Raw genomic sequence first — 22169 nt, 5'->3', positions numbered from 1 at the left:
TCTGGAAATAATGTTAAATAACTTGATATAATTGTTCTAAAAAAGGAGAATCGCCATGAAAGAAAAAGTATTGATCATTGATGACGAACAAGATTTCATCGACTCATTAGGAGAACGGATGCGGGTAAGAGGAATGGATGTCACAGCAGAGACATCACCTTCAAAAGCATTGCAACTTGTGGAAGAAAAGTCATTTGATGCTGTTGTTTTAGACCTTCAAATGCCTGAAATGGATGGATTGGAAACGTTAAAAATATTAAAAGCCAAAAGACCGGAAATTCAGGTGATCTTACTGACGGCACACGCCACTCTGGAAAAGGGAATTGAAGCCATGAAGCTAGGGGCTATGGATCTGTTGGAAAAACCGACTGATCTGTCAGTACTGGCAGAAAAAATTCACAAGGCCCAGGCAAAAAAAATGATTATCGTTGAAAAAGAATCCGAAGAACGAATCAAGGACATTATGGGAAGCAAGGGTTGGTAAATGATTTTAACCGGCTAAACCAATCCCGACTCTCTTGCCGCCCTTGTCATACCGCTTTGATTGTTGGACGGTACAGTCTTATATTGCTGTTTAAGAATGCCGGGTGCATTTTCCACAACAAATCCGATACCTGACCAGGCCAGAAGGTCCTGATCATTATAATCATTTCCCACTGAAACAACATTTTCCCGGCTTATGCCAAGCTTTAAAACAAGCCGGGAAACAGCCTTTGCTTTAGATACATCCCTATGGAAAACCTCTATCCATGCAGATTGATGATCAAGAGGAGATGTGGCATGAATAACACTGAACGCGGATAAATCTTTTTTTATAAGCTCTATGGCAGCCATATCCGCTTGGCCCGGTATAATGGCCAATACTTCAGTGGCCGCTCCAAAATCAAAATCCGTTCCTGCCAGAGGAAAGGCATATTCCCTGTAAAGCGCAAGCCGGGCATGAAAATCAGGATTGTGACTGCCATGAAATTTATAGAGGAACCGGATTGTATCGGGTATGGATTGATGCACCATATAGTCAAATTTTTGATGATCAAAATAACGGGTTATCTTTTTAACATCCAACGGTGGCACAGACCGTTGCCAGATTACCTTGCAGCTTGGGAATTGCATTATTCCGGCACCGGTTGAGAATATGACATAATCAACAGGCAAAAGTCGGTCGCCGCTATCCATACCGATAGCCATCAACGCTTTCATCAATGAACCCAGAGACCGGCCGGTGGCAATGGCAGTCACCACTTTTTTTTGCCTGAGCTTTTCAAGCGTTGTAAAATCTTCATGTGAGATGGTTTTGTCGTCTTTTAACAAAGTTCCGTCAAAATCCGTAACAAAAAGCTGCTTTGCTTTGGGGACAGGTTTCAAATCAGTCTCCTTTTTTACAAGAAAGTCTTAAAAAATTCACACAGGAACTTTTAATCTTTGTTGTAGCAAACCAAGGTAAAACAACAGGTCTGCCCATGGCAGTTATAAAAAACATTTGGTTTTCCAGCAAACTGTGATACCTTTTTTTCATGTTTTTTTGCACTCGTAAGAACATGGGGGTTACATTATGAACAAACAAATATCACACATATTATCAGCCATTTTTAAACAATTAAGATCACGCCCCACTTATGAATCGGTTGGAATTGACAACTACAGACTGCTTCTTGAAAAAAGCGCTATTGCATTTAAACCTGACAAATCCGTAAACCGTTTACCTGTTCGCATCAAAACCATTGACGCCCAATGGCTTATTCCGTTGCATCACCATGAAAACCGGATTGTCATGTATACCCACGGGGGAGGATACATTGCCGGCTCCATCAACTCCCACAGGGATCTTGCATCACGCATAGCAACCGCCTGCAGTGCAAAAGTTTTAATTTTCAACTACCGCCTGGCACCTGAACATCCTTTTCCCCAAGGGCTTAAAGATGTAAAAACCGTGTATCAATGGCTGCTGGACAACTATGGGAACACGCATAAAATAAGCCTTGCAGGTGATTCCGCAGGTGCAGGCCTAACACTTGCTCTTTTGTCAGGGCTGCTCATGGAAAAATCCCCTTTGCCGGTATGTTCGGTATTGCTATCTCCCTGGATTGACCTTGAATGCAAAAACAAATCTCACATTAAAAACCAGGAAAAAGACCCCATGCTCACTCAATCCGTATTAAAAAAAACAGCCCGTCTTTATACGGATCAAGACCTTTCAAATCCCTTGATATCTCCCATTAACAATAATTTTTCAGGAATAACCCCCATACTGATCCAGGCAGGAGAACATGAAATACTGATTGACGACTCCAGAATACTGGCACAGAAACTAAAAGAATCAGGTGCAACAGTCAAACTGGAGATCTGGGAAGATATGTTTCATGTATGGCACTATTTTTCCAAATATCTTTCCGAGGGAAGACAGGCTATTCAAAAAACAGGTGATTTTATTCAACAATATTCCTGAATAACATAAATCATTCAGATACAATATCAATGGTTCGATAAAAAAATTACCGAACCATTGATTATATCCTGCACAAATATTTATATCCGACATAAATTTTCACTGCATCTTGATAAAATACCCATACCTATTTTTTCTTTTTCATGGCTTCACGAAACAAACTCTCCATTGTTCCAAGGGACGATGATTTTTTGCTGCCTGCAAATTGTTTCCAATTGTCACCGTCTTTTTGATCGGGTGATGTCAAAGTAAGTCTTCTATTTTCCTCATCAACCGACTGAATCATCACCTGGACCGAATCTCCGGGTTTTAATTTTTCAAAATCCGAAGAATTTGTAGCGTTACTGATATTGGATGCCGGCATCAAACCGGTCACACCCGGTTCAATATTAATAAAAAGACCGAATTTTTCCTTTTTTTCCAGGCGTCCTTCTACAATTGAATTGATTTCATATTTAGCAGCAGCCCCTGTCCATGGATCTCCCAGAGCATCCTTGATACTCAAGGAAATTCTTTTACTGTCCATATCAATGGATTTGATCACAACCTGGACCTGTTCTCCCACCTGTACCACATCGTCAGGCTTGAGAATTCTTCTGGTATGACTCATTTCACTGATATGAACCAGACCGTCCACACCCGGCACAATTTCCACAAATGCCCCAAAAGAGGTCAGCCTGACAACTTTTCCGGTCACTTGATCTCCGGTATTAAAAGAACTTTCCATGCTGTCCCAGGGATTGGCGGATGTCTGTTTCATTGACAGGGAAATTTTCAGGTTATCCGATTCTTTTGCAGACTCTATTTTTAATAATTTTACCGTAACCACATCACCCGGCTGAAGCACCTCTTCGGGTTTTTCAATACGGGACCAGGACAACTCTGAAATATGTGCCATCCCTTCAACACCCGGAATAAGTTCAATAAATGCACCATAAGACATCAGTTTGGTGACCGTACCCTGAACCAGATCCCCTTCTTTTACTTTTTCAAAATAAATTTTTTGTTTTTCTTTTATTTCTTCGTTGAGCAATTCCCGGCGTGACACAACAATATTTCTTCCGTTTTCCTCATACCGGGTAATTAAAAAATGATGAGTCTGCCCAATATATTCTTCCTGGTTTTCCACATATTTAACATCCATCTGGCTGACGGGGCAAAAGGCTCTCTTGCCCATGATATCCACACTGAAACCACCTTTAATAACCTCGGTAACCTTTCCTTCCACAGGAGTTCCGTCCTGGGATGCGTCCTGAAGCATAGCGGCTTTACCGGCACCTGAAAGCGCCTTGGACAATATGACTTCACTCTCACTTAATGAGACCACATAAAGCTTTAGCTTGTCACCGGCTTTATATACAAATTCTCCATTTTCATCCAAAAGTTCAATTTTTGCCACAACACCATCACTTTTGGTTCCAGTATCAACATAGACATTTGTGCTGCCAATGGAAATGATCTCTCCTTCAACCATATCTCCCTGACTCAGCTCACGGCCTATTTTTGTATCATATGATTCAAAAAGTTCGGCAAAGCTCATTTCATCGGTGTTATCACCCTTATTATCATTGGCATTATCATCAATCTGATCTGTCATTTTTATTCTCCTGAAGACTTATTTTTCTTTCTTGCATTCTGTACTATACGTTACCGGTCAAAGTGTAAAGTTAAAAAAAACAATGAAAGTTGTTTTTTTTAACAAACACGGTATTTATGGCGAGATTGCCGGATACTTGCTTCAGTTGTTTTGATTAAGCGCATGTATAAGGTTTTCAGCCAGGGATTTATTCATTCCGGGAAGTGCGGCAATCTCATCAACAGTAGCTGCCTTCATCCGAACAAGCCCCTTGAAATGGTTCAAAAGGACCTTCTTTTTTTTAGGCCCTATGCCGGGGATACCGTCAAGAACGGACAGTCCTGCCCGTTTTTCACGACGGTTTCTCTGAAACGTAACGGCAACCCTGTGGGCTTCATCCCTGACCTGCTGCAGCAGATACAATGCTTTTTTAGCCTGACTGGTATTTAATGGGTTGGATCGCCCCGGAATATAAATCTTATCAAATGCCTCACCTTTTTGTGCGTTTTTTTTTGCAAGCCCTGCCACCATAAATTTATTTTCAATATTCAATTCTTTTATGACGGCCAGTGCCATTGAAAGCTGACCTTTGCCCCCGTCAACCACTAAAAGGTCAGGGTAAGGCATTTGAGAAGGATCATGTGAAAACCGCCGTTTTAAAACCTGGAACATATATGCATAGTCATCCTGAAAATCCAAATCCCGGATAATAAATTTTCGATACCCGTCTTTAAAGGCTCTTCCGTCTTTAAAGACAACCATGGAAGACACAGGGTCCTGCCCGGAAAGATTGGAATTATCAAAACATTCAATTCTTGAAGGCAGTTTTTCCATTCCCAAAAGTTCCTTGAGCATGGAAATGGAGGCCCTTTCTTCTTCTTCCTTGAGCAATCTTTTTTCAAGTTCTCCGGATGCATTGACAAAGGCCATCTCAACCAGCTTTTTTTTCTCCCCCCTAACAGGGACATGGATGCCCACCTTTTTCCCTTTTTTTTCAGAAAACCTGTCCTCCAGCAAAGCCTTGTTTTCAATAGCCTGATTCAACAGGATAAACGATGGTAAAAAACCAGTATTTCTATAATATTGAACCATAAATGCGGACAATATCTCATGGGGTTCTTTAAACCCAAGGTCAAAAGGATAATGGGAGTTATCAATCAAAAGCCCTGATCGAACCTGCATTACGGTTATAACCGCCCTGCCCCTGGCTGCTGCAAAGGCAAGAACATCACGGTCTTGCATGTCAGGGCTTACCACCACCTGTTTTTCCATGATGTTTTCAATGGCAAGAATAGAGTCCCTTATCTGTGCTGCTTTTTCATATTCCAGGGATGCAGAATGCTCTATCATCCGCTTTTTGAGTTTTTTTACAACCTGCTTTGATCTTCCCTTTAAAAAAAGGATTGCATCCCACACATGTTTTTTATATTCCACAGAAGAAATATCATTACAGCAAACCCCTAAGCAGGCCTTAATCTGAAAATTAAGGCAGGGCCGGGACCGGTTTTTAAACTGGGTGTTTCTGCATTTTCTAAGCTTAAATATTTTTTGAATCTGATTCAGAGTTTTGTTCACACTGCGACCGGATGAATAAGGACCAAAATACAAAGCCTTGTCATCCTTTATTTTTCTTACCTTTTGAATGGCCGGATACATCTCATTCATGTTAATGCAAAGCAATGGATAATTTTTCCCATCCTTGAGAATCACATTATATTTTGGATTGTATTCTTTGATCAGGTTTGATTCAAGGATAAAAGCTTCATGATCCGAAGAGGTGATAATAATTTCAAAATCCTTGATCATTTCAAGAAGTGCCATTGTTTTTGCATCATGATTATTTTTTTTTATAAAATACGATGACAGCCGCTTTTTCAGATCTTTGGCTTTGCCCACATAAATAATTTTACCCTTGACATCCTTCATAAGATAAACGCCGGGTAGATGAGGGGCTTGCCGGTATTTTTCCAGTATTGCAGATGTCATGGAGTTTAAAATTGCTGTATCTCCATCAATTCCTTGATTTTATCCCTGTACTCTGCAGCTTTTTCAAACTCAAGGTTTTCAGCCGCCAGTTTCATTTTATATTCCAGATCTTTGACAATATCCTCCAGATTCAATTCTCCTGCCTCATATGCTTTAATGTCTTCGTTTACAGACCCTTCAAGAACAGTCACCCTGGCCCTGGCAGAATAATCAGCTGAATTTAGTTGTTTTTTGATGGTTGTGGGCACAATATGGTGCTTTTCGTTATATGCTTTTTGAATTTTTTGCCGCCGCCGGGTCTCTGAAATGGCTTTGTTCATGGACGCGGTCTTTTTTTGGGCATACATGATAACCCTTCCGTAAACATTTCTTGCAGCCCGCCCGAAAATCTGGATAAAGGACCTGTAAGACCTTAAAAAGCCTTCTTTGTCCGCATCAAGTATGGCCACAAGTGTGACTTCCGGGATATCAAGCCCTTCTCTGAGAAGATTGATTCCTATAAGCACATCAAACAATCCTCTGCGAAGATCCTGTATGATATCAATTCGTTCCATTGTGGCGATGTCTGAATGAAGATACTTTACCTTTATCCCCAGATCGGCATAATAATCGGTCAGATCTTCCGCCATTCTCTTGGTCAAAGTGGTTACAAGAACCCGTTCTCCTGCTTCAACCCGTTTCATGATCTCTTCATAAAGATCATCCACCTGAGTTTCGGCATCCCTAATCTCAACCTCAGGGTCAAGCAGTCCGGTTGGCCTTACAATCTGTTCTGCCACCATTCCCATTGCCTTTTCCATCTCATAGTCTGCAGGTGTGGCAGACACATAAATCACCTGGGGGCTTTTTTGTCTGAATTCTTCAAATTTAAGTGGACGGTTGTCTATGGCTGACGGCAGGCGAAATCCGTGTTCCACAAGGGTTGTTTTTCTTGACCTATCCGCCTTGTACATGGCACCTAACTGTGAAACAGAAATATGGCTTTCATCAAAGAAAAGCAGAAAGTCATCATCCATATAATCCAGAAGTGTTGGCGGCGGTTCTCCTGGTTTACGCCCGGTCAGGTGCCTGGAATAATTTTCAATCCCGTTGCAATAGCCTATTTCATTGAGCATTTCCAGGTCATACCGGGTTCTTTCATCAAGGCGCTGGGCTTCCACAAGCTTGTTGTTGCTGTAAAAATATTCAAGCCTCATTTTCAACTCTTCAACAATGCCTTTCATGGCCCTTTGACGCGTCTGCTGCTTGGTGACATAATGGGAGGCCGGATAAATAACCATCTGGTCAAAACGCTTGAGTACATCCCCCTTTAAGGGATCAATTTCACAAATGCCTTCAATCGTATCCCCGAAAAAATCAATCCGCACGGCTTTTTCTTCTTCATAAGCGGGAAAAATTTCAACCCTGTCTCCCCTGACCCTGAACACCCCGCGATGAAAATCGGTATCATTGCGGGTATACTGGATATTAACAAATTCCTCCAATACCTTTTCCCGTGAAATTTCCTGATCAACATCCAGTGTAATCCTTAAAGCCAGGTAATCCTCGGGCGCTCCAAGGCCGTAAATGCAGGATACGCTGGCCACCACAATCACGTCTTTTCTGGCAAGCACCGATCGTGTGGCAGAATGCCGCATTTTGTCTATAACCTCATTGATGGATGAATCCTTCTGAATATAGGTATCGCTGGAAGGAAGATAAGCTTCCGGCTGATAATAGTCATAATAGGAAACAAAATATTCCACACAATTATCCGGAAAAAGCCCATTAAATTCATTATACAACTGGGCTGCCAGGGTTTTGTTGGGGGCGATAATCAGGCTTGGTTTTTCAACACTTGCGATAATATTTGCCATGGTAAATGTCTTGCCGGAACCGGTCACCCCTAACAATACCTGATGTTTTTCATTATTCAAAACACCCTTTGAAAGATATTCAATGGCACCCGGCTGATCGCCTGTGGGAGAAAAATCTGAAACTAAATTAAATAACCCCATAATATTATTTGTATCACCTCAAACAAAATCTTAACATAAAAGAACTTATAACCGCTTGGAATTAAAATTCTTTCGTTTTTTATTGTGGCAGCTCAATATGCCTTGGCTGTTAATCAGACAAAATTCAATCATAAGCATTCTTTTTCCTTCAAGTTAAGACCAAATTTTCATTTTATCAAGTTGAAACTCCTCAAACAATGTGTAATGATGATATCTGCAATAAAAATATAACCCGAAACAAGGAACTTTGACATGGAAAATGTTGCAGTTGTTGGTGCAAGTCCAAACCAGGACAGATATTCAAACAAAGCAATCCGAATGTTGACTGAATATAAACATACTCCCATACCGGTTGCACCAAAACACAAAGAGATAGAAGGCAAAAAAGTGTATCAGGCTCTTGAAGATATTCCTGAAAAAATAGATACTGTTACCCTGTACCTTGGCCCGGCACGACAAAAATCCATCATCAAGGACATCATTAAATTAGCCCCCAAACGAATAATTTTTAATCCCGGCACGGAAAACAAAAACGTATATGATCAATTTAAACAGGCCGGCATTGATGTAGTTGAAGCCTGCACCCTTGTGCTGCTGAAAACCAATCAGTATTAAGGACAGAACAGCTTTTTTCCATGATTTCATTCCAAGTACCTGTTCAGGAACAAATCAATGCCTATGACCCTGCAATGATTTTTCATCAACAAAACCCAGAAAGAATTGAACTTGTTGTACATGACCCAATAAGATATCGCGCTGTTCCGGTTCTTGTCTATCTTCCGGCACAATCTTCACCTGCACCTGTAGTGATGTTCTGCCATGGTTTGGGAGGATCACGCAAAGACAATGCTTACCTGGGTCAACACTGGGCTGCAAATGGCTACATGGCCATATTTATCCAGCATCCGGGAAGCGATGATTCCGTATGGAAGGGTAAACCACCGGATGAACGGATAACAGCTATGAAAGGGGCAGCCAGCCCCCGGAACTTCATGCTGCGGTTAAAGGATATTCCCGTGGTGCTGGATCAGCTCGAAAAATGGAATACCACCAAAGGACATGCTTTATACGAACGCATGGATCTTGACCGGATCGGCATGTCAGGACATTCATTTGGTGCCATGACCACACAGGCATTAAGCGGACAAACAACAAGCTTAGGTAATGCGTCTTTTACCGATTCACGAATAAAAGCCGCTATCATCTTCAGCCCCAGCACTCCCCATGGAGAGGACACCACACAAATGTTCGGCAATGTAAAGATACCGTGGATGCTGATAACCGGCACAAAAGATATTGCTCCCATTGGTACTGTTGACATGAAATCGCGTCTGGCAGTGTTCCCGGCATTGCCGCCCGGGGGCAAATACGAACTTGTGCTTTACGAGGCTAAACACTCGGATTTTAGCATTCGTTCTTTATCAAAAAACACAAAAGCAACAAATCTGCATTATAATCAGGCTATAGTTGCTCTGAGTACGGCTTTTTGGGACACCTGGCTGGGCGAAAATGTTTCTGCAGACGCATGGCTTCATGGTGATGGCCCAAATTCAGTGCTGAAAAAAAAAGATGCATGGCAATGGAAATGACCATTGCAAACAAAATAAATATGTCCTGTGCAAACTTTACCGGAATATACCGAACAAAAAAAACAGATGTAAAAAAGGAAAGACCGGCAGGGAGCGTACAAAAAAAAGACTGGAGGATAAATCCCATGAAAAAAAATATGTTTTTCAATCAAAACAAACAAACGCTGATGGATGTTGCTGCCGGGATTCAAAAAGCGGATCTGGTAATTTTAAACTGCAAAATTTTAAATGTCTATACAGGCGAAATAATGGATGACCATTCCATTTGCGTCAAGGAAAAATGGATTGCCTGTATCAGCCAGGATGCAGATGCACAAACAGGGCCGGATACCCTGGTGATTGATGCAAAAGGGATGACAGTTATTCCAGGGTTGATTGACGGACATACCCATCTGGCCAATTATTTTTCACCAACCCAGTTTTTACCCTATGCCATTGCCGGAGGAACCACCTGCATGGTGACGGAAACCACAGAGGCCTATCCGGTTGCAGGGATTGACGGCGTAATAGATTTCATTGAATCTTACCAGGACCAGCCGGTCAAGGTTTTCAACACGGCTCCCGTGATGGTGTCAATCAGCAAAGCCACCAACGAGATTCCTGAAGATGAGCTGGAAAAGCTTTTAAAAAGGGAGGACGTGCTGGGCCTGGGCGAGGTGTACTGGCAATCCATGCTCCAGTATCCGGAACGCATCCTGCCGCTAATGAACATGACACTGGCTATGGGAAAAACCGTGGAAGGCCATTCCGCAGGAGCCAGGGGTGAAAAACTTGCCGCCTATGTGGGGGCGGGGGTATCATCCTGCCATGAACCCATTACCATGGAGCAGGCCCTGGAACGGTTGAGAATGGGGATCTATGTCATGGCACGGGAAGGCGGTGTTCGAGAAGATCTTGAAGCGATTTCCACGATAAAAGACCTGGGAATCGACCTTCGTCGGTTGATCCTGGTCACCGACAGTGTGTCACCCGAATTTTTGATGAAAAACGGGACTCTGGAATATGTACTCCAGAAAGCCATTAAGTTAGGCTTTGACCCGGTGGATGCGGTCAGGATGGTGACCTTGAACGTAGCAGAACATTTCGGGATTGATCATATGGTCGGAGGCATTGCACCTGGACGGTTTGCTGATCTGTGCATTATTCCGGATATCAGGACGATTAAACCTGCCTGGGTAATCAGCAATGGACAAGTCATTGCCAGGAACGGGGAATGCGAAATTTTACCAAGAGTCCATAACTATTCCCCCAAAAGTCTGAACAGTGTGAACCTGAAAAAAACATTTTCACAAAATGATTTTCAGATACAGGCACCAACGGGAACCAAAAAGGCAGATGTGAGAATCATTGAAAAGATAACCCAGCTTGTGACCAAGGAACAGATTCTGTCCATGCCCGTGAAGAATAACCAGATACAAGTGGATATTGAAAAGGATATTATTAAGATTGCGGCAGTGGACCGGGTAAAAAAGTCAAACCAATGCTTTACCGGCCTGGTTTCCGGTGTGGGAATGAAACAGGGTGCCATTGCCGCCAGTGCATCCTGGGATACCCGGGATATCACGGTTATGGGAGCCGATGAAGCAGATATGGCCCTGGCGGTGAACAGGATCGGTCAATTGCAGGGCGGAGTTGTTGTCTGTTCAAATGGCCGCGTGCTGGCCGAGCTTCCCATGCCCATCATGGGCATTATGTCGGATCTTTCCATTGAACAGATTGCCGGGCGCACAAAACAGGTAAACCAGGCTGCCAAAGAGCTGGGAGTTGTTTTTGAAGATCCCATATTATCCCTGATCACAATGACCAGCCCGGCCATTCCCTATTTAAAAATATGCGAGGAAGGCCTTGTCAACCTGAAAGATGGAAAAACCATCGGGCTTTTTGTCAAATAAAAATTTCCTTTTAATCCAAAAAAATGATAAAATACAGCCAATTTTCAAACCACAGGATTAATTCCTGTGGTTTTTTGTTTAATAAAAAGGAAATAAACCAATAATGATTTGCACAACCAACGTCACCCTCGCCTATGGCAAGAGAGTTCTGTTCAAAGATGTCAATATAAAATTTGCACCGGGCAATTGTTACGGACTTATCGGTGCCAATGGTGCAGGAAAGTCAACATTCTTAAAAATTCTTTCAGGTGATATTGAATCAGACACAGGAACCGTCTCAGTTGGTTCCGGGGAAAGGATCGCAGTGTTACGACAGGATCACTTTGCCTTTGATGAAGAAACGATTTTAAACACGGTTATCATGGGATATGAAAAACTGTATAAAATCATGATACAAAGAGATGAACTTTATGCCAAACCCGATTTTTCCGAAGCAGACGGAATACGGTCCGGTGAGCTTGAGATAGAATTCGGGGAGATGAACGGCTATGAGGCAGAATCTGAAGCCGCAGTTCTTTTAAACAGCCTGGGAATCAGCGAAGATTTGCATGAAAAAAAGATGAAAGAACTCGAAGGCGGGGAAAAAGTAAGGGTTCTTCTTGCCCAGGCCCTGTTCGGGAACCCGGACATCCTGCTTCTGGATGAACCCACCAATAACCTGGACATCAAATCCATTGCCTGGCTTGAAGATTTTCTATACCGTTTCCAGAACACGGTCATCGTGGTATCCCATGACCGTCATTTCATGAATCAGGTGTGTACCCACATTGCAGACATTGATTTTAGTAAAATCTGTGTTTATGTGGGAAATTACGACTTCTGGTATCAGGCAAGCCGCCTGAACCTGAGACAGAAACAGGCGGAAAACAAGAAGGTCACTGACCGGGCCAATGAACTTAAAGCTTTTATCCAGCGATTCAGTTCCAATGCCTCCAAATCAAAGCAAGCCACCTCCAGGAAAAAACTTTTAGAAAAACTCACTTTAGAAGACATGCCGGTGTCGTCAAGAAAATACCCTTTTATTTGCTTTAAGCCGGAACGGTCATGCGGGAATGTGATTCTGGAAGTAGAGAACCTCACCAAAACCATTGATGGTGAAAAAGTATTGAATAACGTAAGTTTTACAGTGAACGGCGGTGATAAAATTGCCTTTGTGGGCCAAAACAGCCCGGCCAAGACAACTCTTTTCCAGATCCTGGCAGGAGAGATGGAACCGGACAGCGGTACGTTCAAATGGGGTGTAACCATCACCCGGTCTTATTTTCCCAAAGAACACAGCACCTATTTCAAAGGCGACCAGAGCCTTATCGACTGGCTGTTGCAGTTTGCCCCACCCAAAGAAGGTGAAAGCTTTGCCCGGACATTCCTGGGACGCATGCTATTTTCCGGGGAAGAAGCCTTAAAAAAAATCAGCATGCTCTCTGGTGGAGAAAAGGTACGCTGCATGCTCTCAAAGATGATGCTTTCCCAATCAAATGCCTTGATACTGGATGAACCCACCAACCACCTTGACCTGGAATCAATAACGGCATTAAATGACAGCCTGGTCAAATTCCAGGAGGTGATTCTTTTCACCTCCCACGACCACGAGTTCGTCAATTCCGTGGCAAACCGAATTATCGAAATAACCCCAGGCGAGGTCATTGATCGCCTAATGACCTTTGACGAGTATATTAAAAGCGCTGAAGTTTCAAAAATCAGGGAATCCATGATCTAAAATTCTAAAAAACCGATCAAGCTCAAGCAAACGATTTTTCAAGAATACGGCATTACCAATTTTACAAACACCTTGCCTGTTTAAGCATGAGGTGTTTGTTGCTGATGTTAATGTGCCAATGGCCGATGTTGTGATCAAGCCTCTGTAAATTATTTAGCACAGGGTATTAGTGTTTGCCTCACAAATCAAATATGTGATAATTAAAAAGCTCCTATTTAATCACAAAAGCTTAAGGATACCAAGATAATGGAAGAAGAAATCAAAAAAACACATTTTATCGAATCGATTATCAAAGAAGATATAAAAAACAATAAAAATAACGGTCAAGTACTAACCCGTTTTCCTCCTGAACCCAATGGATATCTTCATATCGGGCATGCAAAATCCATTTGTCTGAATTTCAATATGGCCAGTCAGTTTAATGGCAAATGTAATTTAAGATTTGATGACTCCAACCCGACAAAAGAAAAACAGGTCTATATTGATTCCATCAAATCAACCGTCAGCTGGCTGGGATTTGAATTTGGAACCCCTTTATTTGCATCCGACTATTTTGACAGGCTTCATGATTTTGCCGTTCAGCTGATTAAAAAAGGCAAAGCCTATGTGTGCAGCCTTAAGGCAGACGAAATCAGAGAATATCGAGGCACCCTGACAGAACCAGGTAAAAACAGCCCTTACAGGGACAGATCAATTGAAGAGAACTTAAGACTGTTTGCCCGGATGAAAAACGGTGAATTTGATGAGGGTGAGCATACCCTGCGGGCAAAAATAGATATGGCTTCGCCCAACATCAATCTTCGTGATCCAATCATTTACAGGGTAAAAAAAGCCTCCCACCCCAGGACAGGGGATCAGTGGTGCATCTACCCCATGTATGATTTTACCCATTGTCTTTCCGATGCCATGGAAGGCATTACCCACTCTTTGTGCAGTCTTGAATTTGAAGATCACAGGCCCTTGTATGACTGGATATTAGATGAACTTGAAACCCCATGCCATCCCAGGCAGATTGAATTTGCAAGAATGAATATCAACTTTACCATTTTGAGCAAACGCAAACTTCAGCGGCTTGTGGAAGAAAACCATGTCCAGGGATGGGATGACCCAAGGCTTCCAACTCTTGAAGGCATGAAAAGGAGAGGATATACGCCTGAATCCATCAGGAAATTCTGCAATATTATCGGCATTTCCAAAAAAGACAGCCGAATTGATATGGGGCTTTTGGAAAGCTGCCTGAGAGACGACCTGAACGAAAAAGCCCCCAGAGTCATGGGTGTATTAAGACCTTTGAAAGTCACCATTGAAAATTATCCCGATGACCTGACAGAAGAGCTTGTCGCCAAAAACCACCCCCAGAAAGAAGAAATGGGCACACGAACCATAACGTTTTCCAAAACCATATATGTGGAACAAGATGATTTCATGGAAAATCCGCCCAAAAAATTCTTCCGCCTGGGTCCAGGCCGGGAAGTGAGGTTACGATATGCCTATCTTGTGACCTGCAAGGATATTGTAAAGGACGAAGCAGGCAATGTAATAGAATTGATCTGCACCTATGATCCGCAAACAAAAGGGGGAAACGCCCCTGACGGAAGAAAAGTCAAAGGCACCATTCACTGGGTAAATGCCAATGACTGCATTGAGGCAAAGGTACGGCTCTATGACCGTCTGTTCAAAGATGAAAACCCGGAACAGGACAAACAGGATTTTATTGAAAACTTAAATCCCCATTCCCTGGAAGAACTTGAATCCTGCAAACTGGAAAAAATTCTTGCTCTGGCAACCCCTGAAACCGTATACCAGTTTGAACGTCTGGGATACTTTTGCCCTGATTCTAAAAGTATGGACTCTAAAGATATGGACGCTAAAGATCCGGATTCTGAAAATCAGAATAATAAAAACCCGGACGCCGAACATCCGGGTTCAAACGATGCCGCAACCGGCCAGATCGTGTTTAACAGGACCGTGACTTTAAGGGATGCCTGGGCAAAGATGAAAAAAAAATAAAGCGTTATTCAAATCGCCATGTGGTTCCCTGCGGGCCATCTTCAAGGACAACATTCATGCTTTGAAGATGGTCCCTGATCTCATCCGCCCTTGCAAAATCCTTGTTTTTACGGGCATCCACCCGCTCCTGAATAAACGCTTCAATTTGAGCTGGATCAATGGCCATATCTGCCATACCCTTTTCTTTTTTAGCCTTAAAATAGGATTTAGAGTCCAGTAAAAATATGCCCAGAATATTGGAAATGGCATGAATATCGTTATAGAAAAGATTCAAGGTTTCAAGAAGATCTGCGCCAGGACTGTCATTTGCATCATCCAGCAGCCTGTTACCTTTTTTAACCGCTTCAAACACACAGGCTATGGCCTTGGCTGAATTAAAATCATCATTCATGGCAGCACAAAAATCATTCCACAGCTCTCCTTTCCGGGAGCCGTCAAGTTGAGACTCATAAAGGCTGACACCGGCATTTTCCAGTCTCTCCAGAAAAGCATAAATTCTGTCCAGACCCATGGAAACTTCCCGCATGGAATCTTCGCTGTAATCAATGGGACTTCTGTAATGATTGGACAAAAGAAACATTCGGATAACCTCGGGAGAATAGGTGTCCAGCACTTCCTTAATCATGGTGAAATTGCCCAGGGATTTTGACATTTTTTCATTGTTGATGTCCACAAACCCGTTGTGAATCCAATATTTAACAAATTGACGGCCAAATACCGCCTCGCTCTGTGCCAGTTCGTTTTCATGGTGGGGAAAAATCAAATCCTTGCCGCCCCCATGGATATCAAACCCTTCTCCCAGATATTCATAACTCATGGCAGAACACTCAATATGCCAACCTGGACGTCCCTTGCCCCAGGGGCTTTCCCAGAAAGGTTCTCCCGGCTTTGCCGGTTTCCACAAAGAAAAATCCAGAGGACTCTTTTTTTTATCATCCACGGCAATCCTGGCCCCTGCCCTCATGTCATCGGGATTCCTGCCGGAAAGCTTTCCATACTCCTTAAAAGAATCAATGGAAAAATAGACGTCTCCGCCCTCAACCAGATAGGCTTTGCCTTTATCAATCAACATCTGAATAAAATCAATAATATGCCGGATATGCTCGGTGGCCTTGGGTTCAACAGTGGGCCTTAATACGTTGAGAGCATCCATTTCATTGTGGAATTCATCAATATATTTTTCTGTAATGGCAGAACAAGCTTCACCTGTCTCATTGGATTTTTTAATGATCTTATCATCCACATCTGTAAAATTCCTGACATAAGTGACCTCATATTCAAGTTCCTGAAGCCATCTGAGAATCGTGTCAAACACGACAACGGAACGGGCATGGCCGATGTGGCTTGTATCATATACGGTGGGGCCGCATACATACATTTTTACTTTGCCTTCATTCAAGGGTACAAATTCTTCTTTTCTGCCATGTAATGTATTGTATACTTTTAAACTCATTTGTATTTTCCCGTTATATTTTAGCCTGTTATATTTAGTCTGTTATGTTTTCCCCAGTTATATTTTAACCTGTTAAGTTTTCCGGAAAATGACTTTTTTTGTTTTTGTTTTACTGTGTTATTTTACTGTTTTTGTTTTACTGATTTTGTTTTACTGATTGCCAATAAAGTACATTGGGCGGCAATGCCCTGCTCTTTTCCAACAAACCCCAACTTTTCAGTTGTGGTAGCCTTTACATTTACAAGGTTTGAATCCATGTTCAATACCCTTGCAATGTTTGCTTCCATTTTTTTCTTGTAAGGACTGATCCTGGGAACCTGTGCAAACACAATGCAATCCATATTGGATATTTCATATCCTGCCTTATTGAGCTTTGCAGAACATATTTCAAGCAGGGTCATACTTGAAATCCCTTTGTATTTTTGATCTGTATCAGGAAAATGATCTCCTATATCGCCAAGACCTGCGGCACCCAGAACAGCATCACACACCGCATGAATCAAAACATCCGCATCGGAATGACCTTCAAGACCCAAATGAAAATCCATATTCACGCCGCCGATAATCAGCTTTCTGTCCGGCACAAGCCTGTGAACATCATATCCTGATCCTATTTTAATTCCGGGTATTGCCATATTTAAAAAAATCAGCCTTTTTGTTCATCATTTACCCATCCCCCAAAAAAGTGAAGCATAATATAGTCACTTTTACTTGAAAAGTCAAAAACTCACACCGGCATTTTTTTTAACCTTTACTTTTAACCTTGACTTTTAATCCGGCAAAAAATAGGTTCTATATAATTTTCACCGTACTCTATTCAACCTAAGCTATGAGAGGATTTATGAGAGGATCTATGCGTGTTTTACAACTCCTGTTGATTATGGCAGTTATCCATGTTTCAATGGTTTATGCTCAAGAGCCGCCCCCTGCGAAAGTAGTCATCTCAAAAATCATGTTTCAAGAAGTGGCCCAAAACCGTTCTTTTATCGGCACACTTTATTATGAACGTATAAGCCATGTATCTTCAGAAGTTTCAGGGCTGGTCACCCGTATTGATGTCAGTACAGGTGACAGGATTACCAAAACAAGCCCTTTGGTTCACCTGGACACTGAAATACTTGAAAAAGAGATTGTCCTCCATCAAAATCAAGTTGAGCAGGCAGAGCTTAGTATCAATCATTCAAAAAAAAATTATCAGCGAATGGCGTCTTTGTATAAAAAAAGTACGATCAGGGAAAAAGATTATGATGATGCCGAATTTGTTTATCAAGAGGCTGTTTTAAAAAAATACGCCGCACAAAAAACCCTGGAAAAACTGCTGATCCAAAAAAGAAAAAGCGTTATTAATGCGCCGTTTGACGGCATTATTCTTGAAAAGAATGTGGATTCAGGTGACTGGGTTCAGCAGGGAAAAATTTTGATCAGTATCGGGTCGGTCAATGATCTTTTTATCAAAGTACCAATAGCTGAAACCTTGTTAAAATTTGTTTTTGTGGGTCAAAAAGTACCGGTCACCATCAATGCCTATAACAAAGAACTCACCGGAACCATTGATAATCTAATTCCCATAGCAGATCCAAAAACCAAAAATGTATTCTTGAAAATACGCATTCCCATGTTGGAAAAAGTGGCCCAGAACATGTCGGCCACGGTGTTTATTTCCACCGGCACCCCGCAAAAACTGGCCATGATCCCCAGGGATGCATTAATAAAATTCCAGGGAAATGATTTTGTTTATACCATCAGGGAAAAAAAAGCAGCCATGCTGCCGGTCAGCATAGTGACCTATCTGGGGAACAGCGTTGGCGCGGATAATGCACATTTTACAGATGGCCTGCCAATAATTGTTGAGGGAAATGAAAGGCTTCGGCCGGGCCAGTCTGTTGTCATTGTCGGAACCAATTAAATCAGAACAGCCTGAGTTGAAACAATCTGAATCAAAATAACCTGAAATTATTTAAAAAATCAAACTTGCCGGAGAAGATCAAATGAATATCATCAGTTTTTTTATCCACAAACCGGTAACCGTGGCAGTGGGCGTCATCATGACGGTCATGTTCGGACTGATAGGACTCCAAAGACTTCCGGTCCAGCTGACACCGGATGTTGAAACTCCTTTGATTACCGTGAACACGACCTGGCATGGTGCAACGCCATATGAAATTGAAAAAGAAATCATTGAAAAACAGGAAAAAGTACTGAAAGGTCTGCAGGGACTCACCAAAATGGAAAGTTCCAGTTACAACGGCTTAGGTGAAATCACCCTGTCCTTTAAAATCGGTACAGACCTGGATGACGCGCTGCTCAGAGTATCCAATAAAATGGCCGAGGTCGGCAATTATCCTGAAAACGTCAATGAACCCATCATAGAATCTTCCGGGGCTGACAGCTCGCCCATCATCTGGATGACCCTGACAACAACACCTGACAACAAGAATCATATCAATCAATTCAGAACCTTTTTTGAAGATAATGTCCGGCAACACCTGGAACGTATTAACGGTGTAGGCTCCCTTATGGTATTTGGCGGCACTGACACCACTCTGGATGTAATTATTGATGCCCAGAAAATGGCCCGCTATAATGTGTCCATAAACCAGATCATCGCATCCATACGCCATGCAAACCAGAATATTTCCGCAGGCATTCTCGGCATGTCCAAAAAAAATTACCGCATCCGAACCATAAACCAGTTTCAAACTCCTGAAGATGCCCTTGATGTGGTTATTTTTGATGACGGAATCAAACGGGTCTATCTGCGGGATGTGGCAAAGGTTGAAAAAGGGTATAAAAAAGAAGCTGCTTCAGTTTTGACCAATGGAGTGCAGGTGATTGTAGTTGGTGTAAAAAAGGAAAAAGGGGCCAATGTTTTAAGCATGACAGATGCCGTGGAAAAAGCTGTTATAAACCTGAACAGCACCATCCTTGCCGACAGCAACCTGAACCTGGAAATAGTATATGATCAACGTCCTTACATTAATACGGCAACCGACCTGGTTAAACGCAATATAGTCATCGGAAGTCTTTTGGCAATCGGTGTTCTTCTGCTGTTTTTAAGAAGTGTCAGGACAACGCTGATCACAGGCATTGCAATTCCCATTTCAGCTATAGGCTGTTTTATCTTTCTCTGGCTGCTGGGAAGAAACCTTAATGTTGTGAGCATGGCGGGAATATCATTTGCCGTGGGCATGCTGGTGGACAACTCCATTGTGGTGCTTGAAAATGTAGACCGGCACCGCAAAACCGGCAAAAGCGCTTTTGACGCAGCATATGAAGGGACAAAAGAAGTATGGGGCGCGGTTCTTGCTTCCACAGCTACAACTGTTGCCGTATTTTTACCGGTCATCTTTATCCAGGAAGAGGCAGGGCAATTATTTCGTGACATCGCCATTGCCATTACATCTTCTATTTTCCTGAGTCTCATTGTTTCCGTTTCCGTTATTCCGACCCTGTTTCACCTGTTTTACAGAAAAAAAAACGACATCAAGACAAACCCACTGCAAAAAAGCATTGTCGGCCCTTTTCTATCCGGCATAATAATGAAACTCAGCAACCTGAGCATGAAAAATACCTTTACCCGGCTGGCAACCATTATTTTGTTTACCAGCCTGTCCATTGGTCTGACATCATGGCTTCTGCCCAGTGCAGAATATCTGCCCCAGGGCAATAGAAATCTTATTTTGAATATTCTCATTCCGCCACCTGGTTATTCAGTGGAAAAACTCAAAAGCATGGGCAAAAACATATACAAGCAAACCCAGCCGTATTTTGAAGAAGACGACAAAGACGGATTCCCCATGATTAAGCATATGTTTTTTGTGGGCGCTGACCGTATCACGCTGTTTGGCGCGATAAGCACCCATGAAACCCGTGCAAGGGAACTGATCCCTCTTTTTACCAAGGTAATGAGTACCATTCCCGGGGTGTTCGGCGTCAGCATTCAAACCGGTATTTTTGAATCAGATATTGGAAAAGGCAGAACCGTGGATGTCAATATTTCAGGAGAAAACATTCAAGATATTCTCCAGGCGGCATATGCCCTGTTCGGCACCATACAATCAAAAATGCAAAACACACAGGTCCGCCCGGTTCCGTCCCTTGAAGCCAGCTATCCCGAGGTGCAAATCATCCCAAACAAAGAAAAACTTGCAGCCAACGGCCTTACACCGGAAGAGTTGGGTGTTTATGTCGATATTCTAATGGATGGCCGTAAAATCGAAGAATACCGTCCAGAGGGAATCAAACAGGTTGATCTGGTACTCAAAGGAAGGGATTCGTTTGGCACCTCACCAGAGGATATTTTAAACAGCACCATTGTCAACAGCTTTGGAGACCTGATCCGGGTCAGGGATGTGGCACAAGTATCATACAGCGAGGGAATGCCACAGATAAATCACCTGGAACGAAACCGGACCATTACCCTCCAGGTAACACCGCCTGCCGATCTGGCCCTGCAAAGCGCCATGGAACTCATTGAAAATGAGATTATTCCTTCTGTAAAAGAAACAGGAATACTGAAAACCGTTAATGTGTCTGTGGGCGGCAATGCAGACAAACTTGTGGAAACCCGCAAGGCCCTTCAATGGAACCTGCTTCTGGCTTTGATCATCACCTATCTTTTGATGGCAGCCTTATTTGAAAACTTTTTATATCCATTTATCATTCTTTTTACCATTCCTCTGGCTGCGGCAGGCGGTCTTGTCGGGCTTTGGGCCGTCAACACCTTTATTGCTCCCCAGGGGTTTGATGTTCTGAGTATGCTGGGATTTATCATTTTAATCGGTACGGTTGTCAACAATGCCATTCTCATTGTCCACCAATCTTTAAATAATGTCCGCTATAACGGACTTGAGGGAAAAGATGCCGTGGCAGATGCCGTCAAAACCAGGATCAGACCCATTTTTATGAGTGCCACCACCAGCCTTCTGGCCATGCTGCCAATGGTTTTGTCAACAGGTTCAGGCAGTGAATTGTATCGGGGCCTGGGATCAATTTTACTGGGTGGTCTTGCACTGTCTACGGTCTTTACCCTATTTGTGATCCCTTCCCTGCTCGTTTTTATTATTGGTTTTGAAACCAGTAAAACGATTTAAAGCCTTATGGATCACATCGGCAAGTTCACCGGCAATCATTGGCTTCATTACCGTATCAACAATACCAATATTCTCAACCATACTGGATGTTAATCCTTCACTAAAACCGGTACACAGAACAATGGGGATATCCTGCCTGATCTTTATGATCTCTTTTGACAACTCAATACCGGTCATTTTAGGCATTGTTACATCTGTTAAAACCAAATCAAACGCATGGGGTTCTTTTTTAAAAACTTCAAGGGCTTCAAGGCTGTCCGTTACTCCGACTACCTCATATCCCATTTTCATCAATATCTGCCGGCCTGAAATAACAATATTTTCCTCATCATCAACCAGAAGAATTCTGCCCGTCCCTTTTATCAAGAAAGGCCTTGAAGGAATCTTTTCCATTGCCTTGTCCCGGTGTA

General features: G+C 42.6%; 16 protein-coding genes. 9 read left to right on the top strand and 7 right to left on the bottom strand.

Annotation, left to right across the window (positions count from 1 at the left end; translation table 11 throughout):
- Positions 1-55: 55 nt before the first annotated feature.
- Complete coding sequence (locus BLT94_RS00080; RefSeq protein WP_092229302.1) at positions 56-484, top strand: response regulator; 429 nt, start codon at positions 56-58, stop codon at positions 482-484.
- 14 nt (positions 485-498) lie between these two features.
- Here BLT94_RS00080 and BLT94_RS00075 read toward each other — a convergent pair whose 3' ends face one another.
- A complete protein-coding gene (locus tag BLT94_RS00075) occupies positions 499-1365 on the bottom strand; it encodes an HAD family hydrolase (protein ID WP_092229300.1) in 867 nt (288 codons plus the stop codon).
- A 187-nt stretch (positions 1366-1552) separates the two neighbouring features.
- Between BLT94_RS00075 and BLT94_RS00070 the strand changes: the two genes are divergently transcribed.
- A complete protein-coding gene (locus tag BLT94_RS00070; protein WP_092229298.1) occupies positions 1553-2446 on the top strand; it encodes an alpha/beta hydrolase in 894 nt (297 codons plus the stop codon).
- Between the two features lie 127 nt (positions 2447-2573).
- Here the strand turns inward: BLT94_RS00070 and BLT94_RS00065 are convergent, their stop codons facing one another.
- The 3 genes from BLT94_RS00065 to uvrB form a co-directional block, all read right to left on the bottom strand.
- Positions 2574-4043, bottom strand: coding sequence for a 30S ribosomal protein S1 (locus BLT94_RS00065; protein ID WP_092229297.1), 1470 nt, complete (start codon positions 4041-4043; stop codon positions 2574-2576).
- A 141-nt stretch (positions 4044-4184) separates the two neighbouring features.
- The gene (uvrC, locus tag BLT94_RS00060; RefSeq protein WP_092229295.1) at positions 4185-6008 is read right to left on the bottom strand and encodes an excinuclease ABC subunit UvrC; all 1824 of its coding nucleotides are present in this window, start codon (positions 6006-6008) and stop codon (positions 4185-4187) included.
- Between the two features lie 5 nt (positions 6009-6013).
- Complete coding sequence (gene uvrB, locus BLT94_RS00055; protein WP_092229293.1) at positions 6014-8005, bottom strand: excinuclease ABC subunit UvrB; 1992 nt, start codon at positions 8003-8005, stop codon at positions 6014-6016.
- A gap of 252 nt (positions 8006-8257) precedes the next feature.
- Here uvrB and BLT94_RS00050 point away from each other — a divergent pair, with 252 nt between their 5' ends.
- The 5 genes from BLT94_RS00050 (at position 8258) to BLT94_RS00030 (ending at position 15213) form a co-directional block, all read left to right on the top strand.
- Positions 8258-8620, top strand: coding sequence for a CoA-binding protein (locus BLT94_RS00050; RefSeq protein WP_092229291.1), 363 nt, complete (start codon positions 8258-8260; stop codon positions 8618-8620).
- A gap of 20 nt (positions 8621-8640) precedes the next feature.
- A complete protein-coding gene (locus BLT94_RS00045; protein WP_092229290.1) occupies positions 8641-9594 on the top strand; it encodes an alpha/beta hydrolase family protein in 954 nt (317 codons plus the stop codon).
- A 125-nt stretch (positions 9595-9719) separates the two neighbouring features.
- Positions 9720-11486 (top strand): adenine deaminase C-terminal domain-containing protein, encoded by a 1767-nt coding sequence (locus tag BLT94_RS00040; protein ID WP_245742883.1) that lies wholly within the window; start codon positions 9720-9722, stop codon positions 11484-11486.
- Positions 11487-11589: 103 nt separating this feature from the next.
- On the top strand, positions 11590-13203 hold the full coding sequence (locus tag BLT94_RS00035; protein ID WP_092229288.1) for an ABC-F family ATP-binding cassette domain-containing protein: 1614 nt from the start codon (positions 11590-11592) through the stop codon (positions 13201-13203).
- A gap of 246 nt (positions 13204-13449) precedes the next feature.
- A complete protein-coding gene (locus tag BLT94_RS00030; RefSeq protein ID WP_092229286.1) occupies positions 13450-15213 on the top strand; it encodes a glutamine--tRNA ligase/YqeY domain fusion protein in 1764 nt (587 codons plus the stop codon).
- A 4-nt stretch (positions 15214-15217) separates the two neighbouring features.
- On the opposite strand, the gene cysS is transcribed toward BLT94_RS00030, so the two are convergent.
- On the bottom strand, positions 15218-16666 hold the full coding sequence (cysS, locus tag BLT94_RS00025) for a cysteine--tRNA ligase (protein WP_092229284.1): 1449 nt from the start codon (positions 16664-16666) through the stop codon (positions 15218-15220).
- A 122-nt stretch (positions 16667-16788) separates the two neighbouring features.
- The gene (gene ispF / locus BLT94_RS00020; protein ID WP_092229282.1) at positions 16789-17301 is read right to left on the bottom strand and encodes a 2-C-methyl-D-erythritol 2,4-cyclodiphosphate synthase; all 513 of its coding nucleotides are present in this window, start codon (positions 17299-17301) and stop codon (positions 16789-16791) included.
- A 206-nt stretch (positions 17302-17507) separates the two neighbouring features.
- Between ispF and BLT94_RS00015 the strand changes: the two genes are divergently transcribed.
- Together BLT94_RS00015 and BLT94_RS00010 are read left to right on the top strand one after the other, a co-directional pair.
- Complete coding sequence (locus BLT94_RS00015; RefSeq protein ID WP_245742882.1) at positions 17508-18572, top strand: efflux RND transporter periplasmic adaptor subunit; 1065 nt, start codon at positions 17508-17510, stop codon at positions 18570-18572.
- 82 nt (positions 18573-18654) lie between these two features.
- Positions 18655-21759 carry an efflux RND transporter permease subunit gene (locus tag BLT94_RS00010; protein ID WP_092229278.1) on the top strand — a complete coding sequence of 1035 codons (3105 nt, stop codon included), beginning with the start codon at positions 18655-18657 and terminating at the stop codon, positions 21757-21759.
- Here BLT94_RS00010 and BLT94_RS00005 read toward each other — a convergent pair.
- On the bottom strand, positions 21697-22169 hold a 473-nt coding region (locus BLT94_RS00005), incomplete at its 5' end, for a response regulator (RefSeq protein ID WP_139168954.1). The genes BLT94_RS00010 and BLT94_RS00005 overlap by 63 nt on opposite strands.

It is taken from the genome of Desulfobacula phenolica (assembly GCF_900105645.1).
In the GTDB taxonomy this organism is placed as follows: Bacteria; Desulfobacterota; Desulfobacteria; order Desulfobacterales; family Desulfobacteraceae; genus Desulfobacula; species Desulfobacula toluolica.
This window is presented reverse-complemented; position numbering and strand designations above follow the sequence as displayed.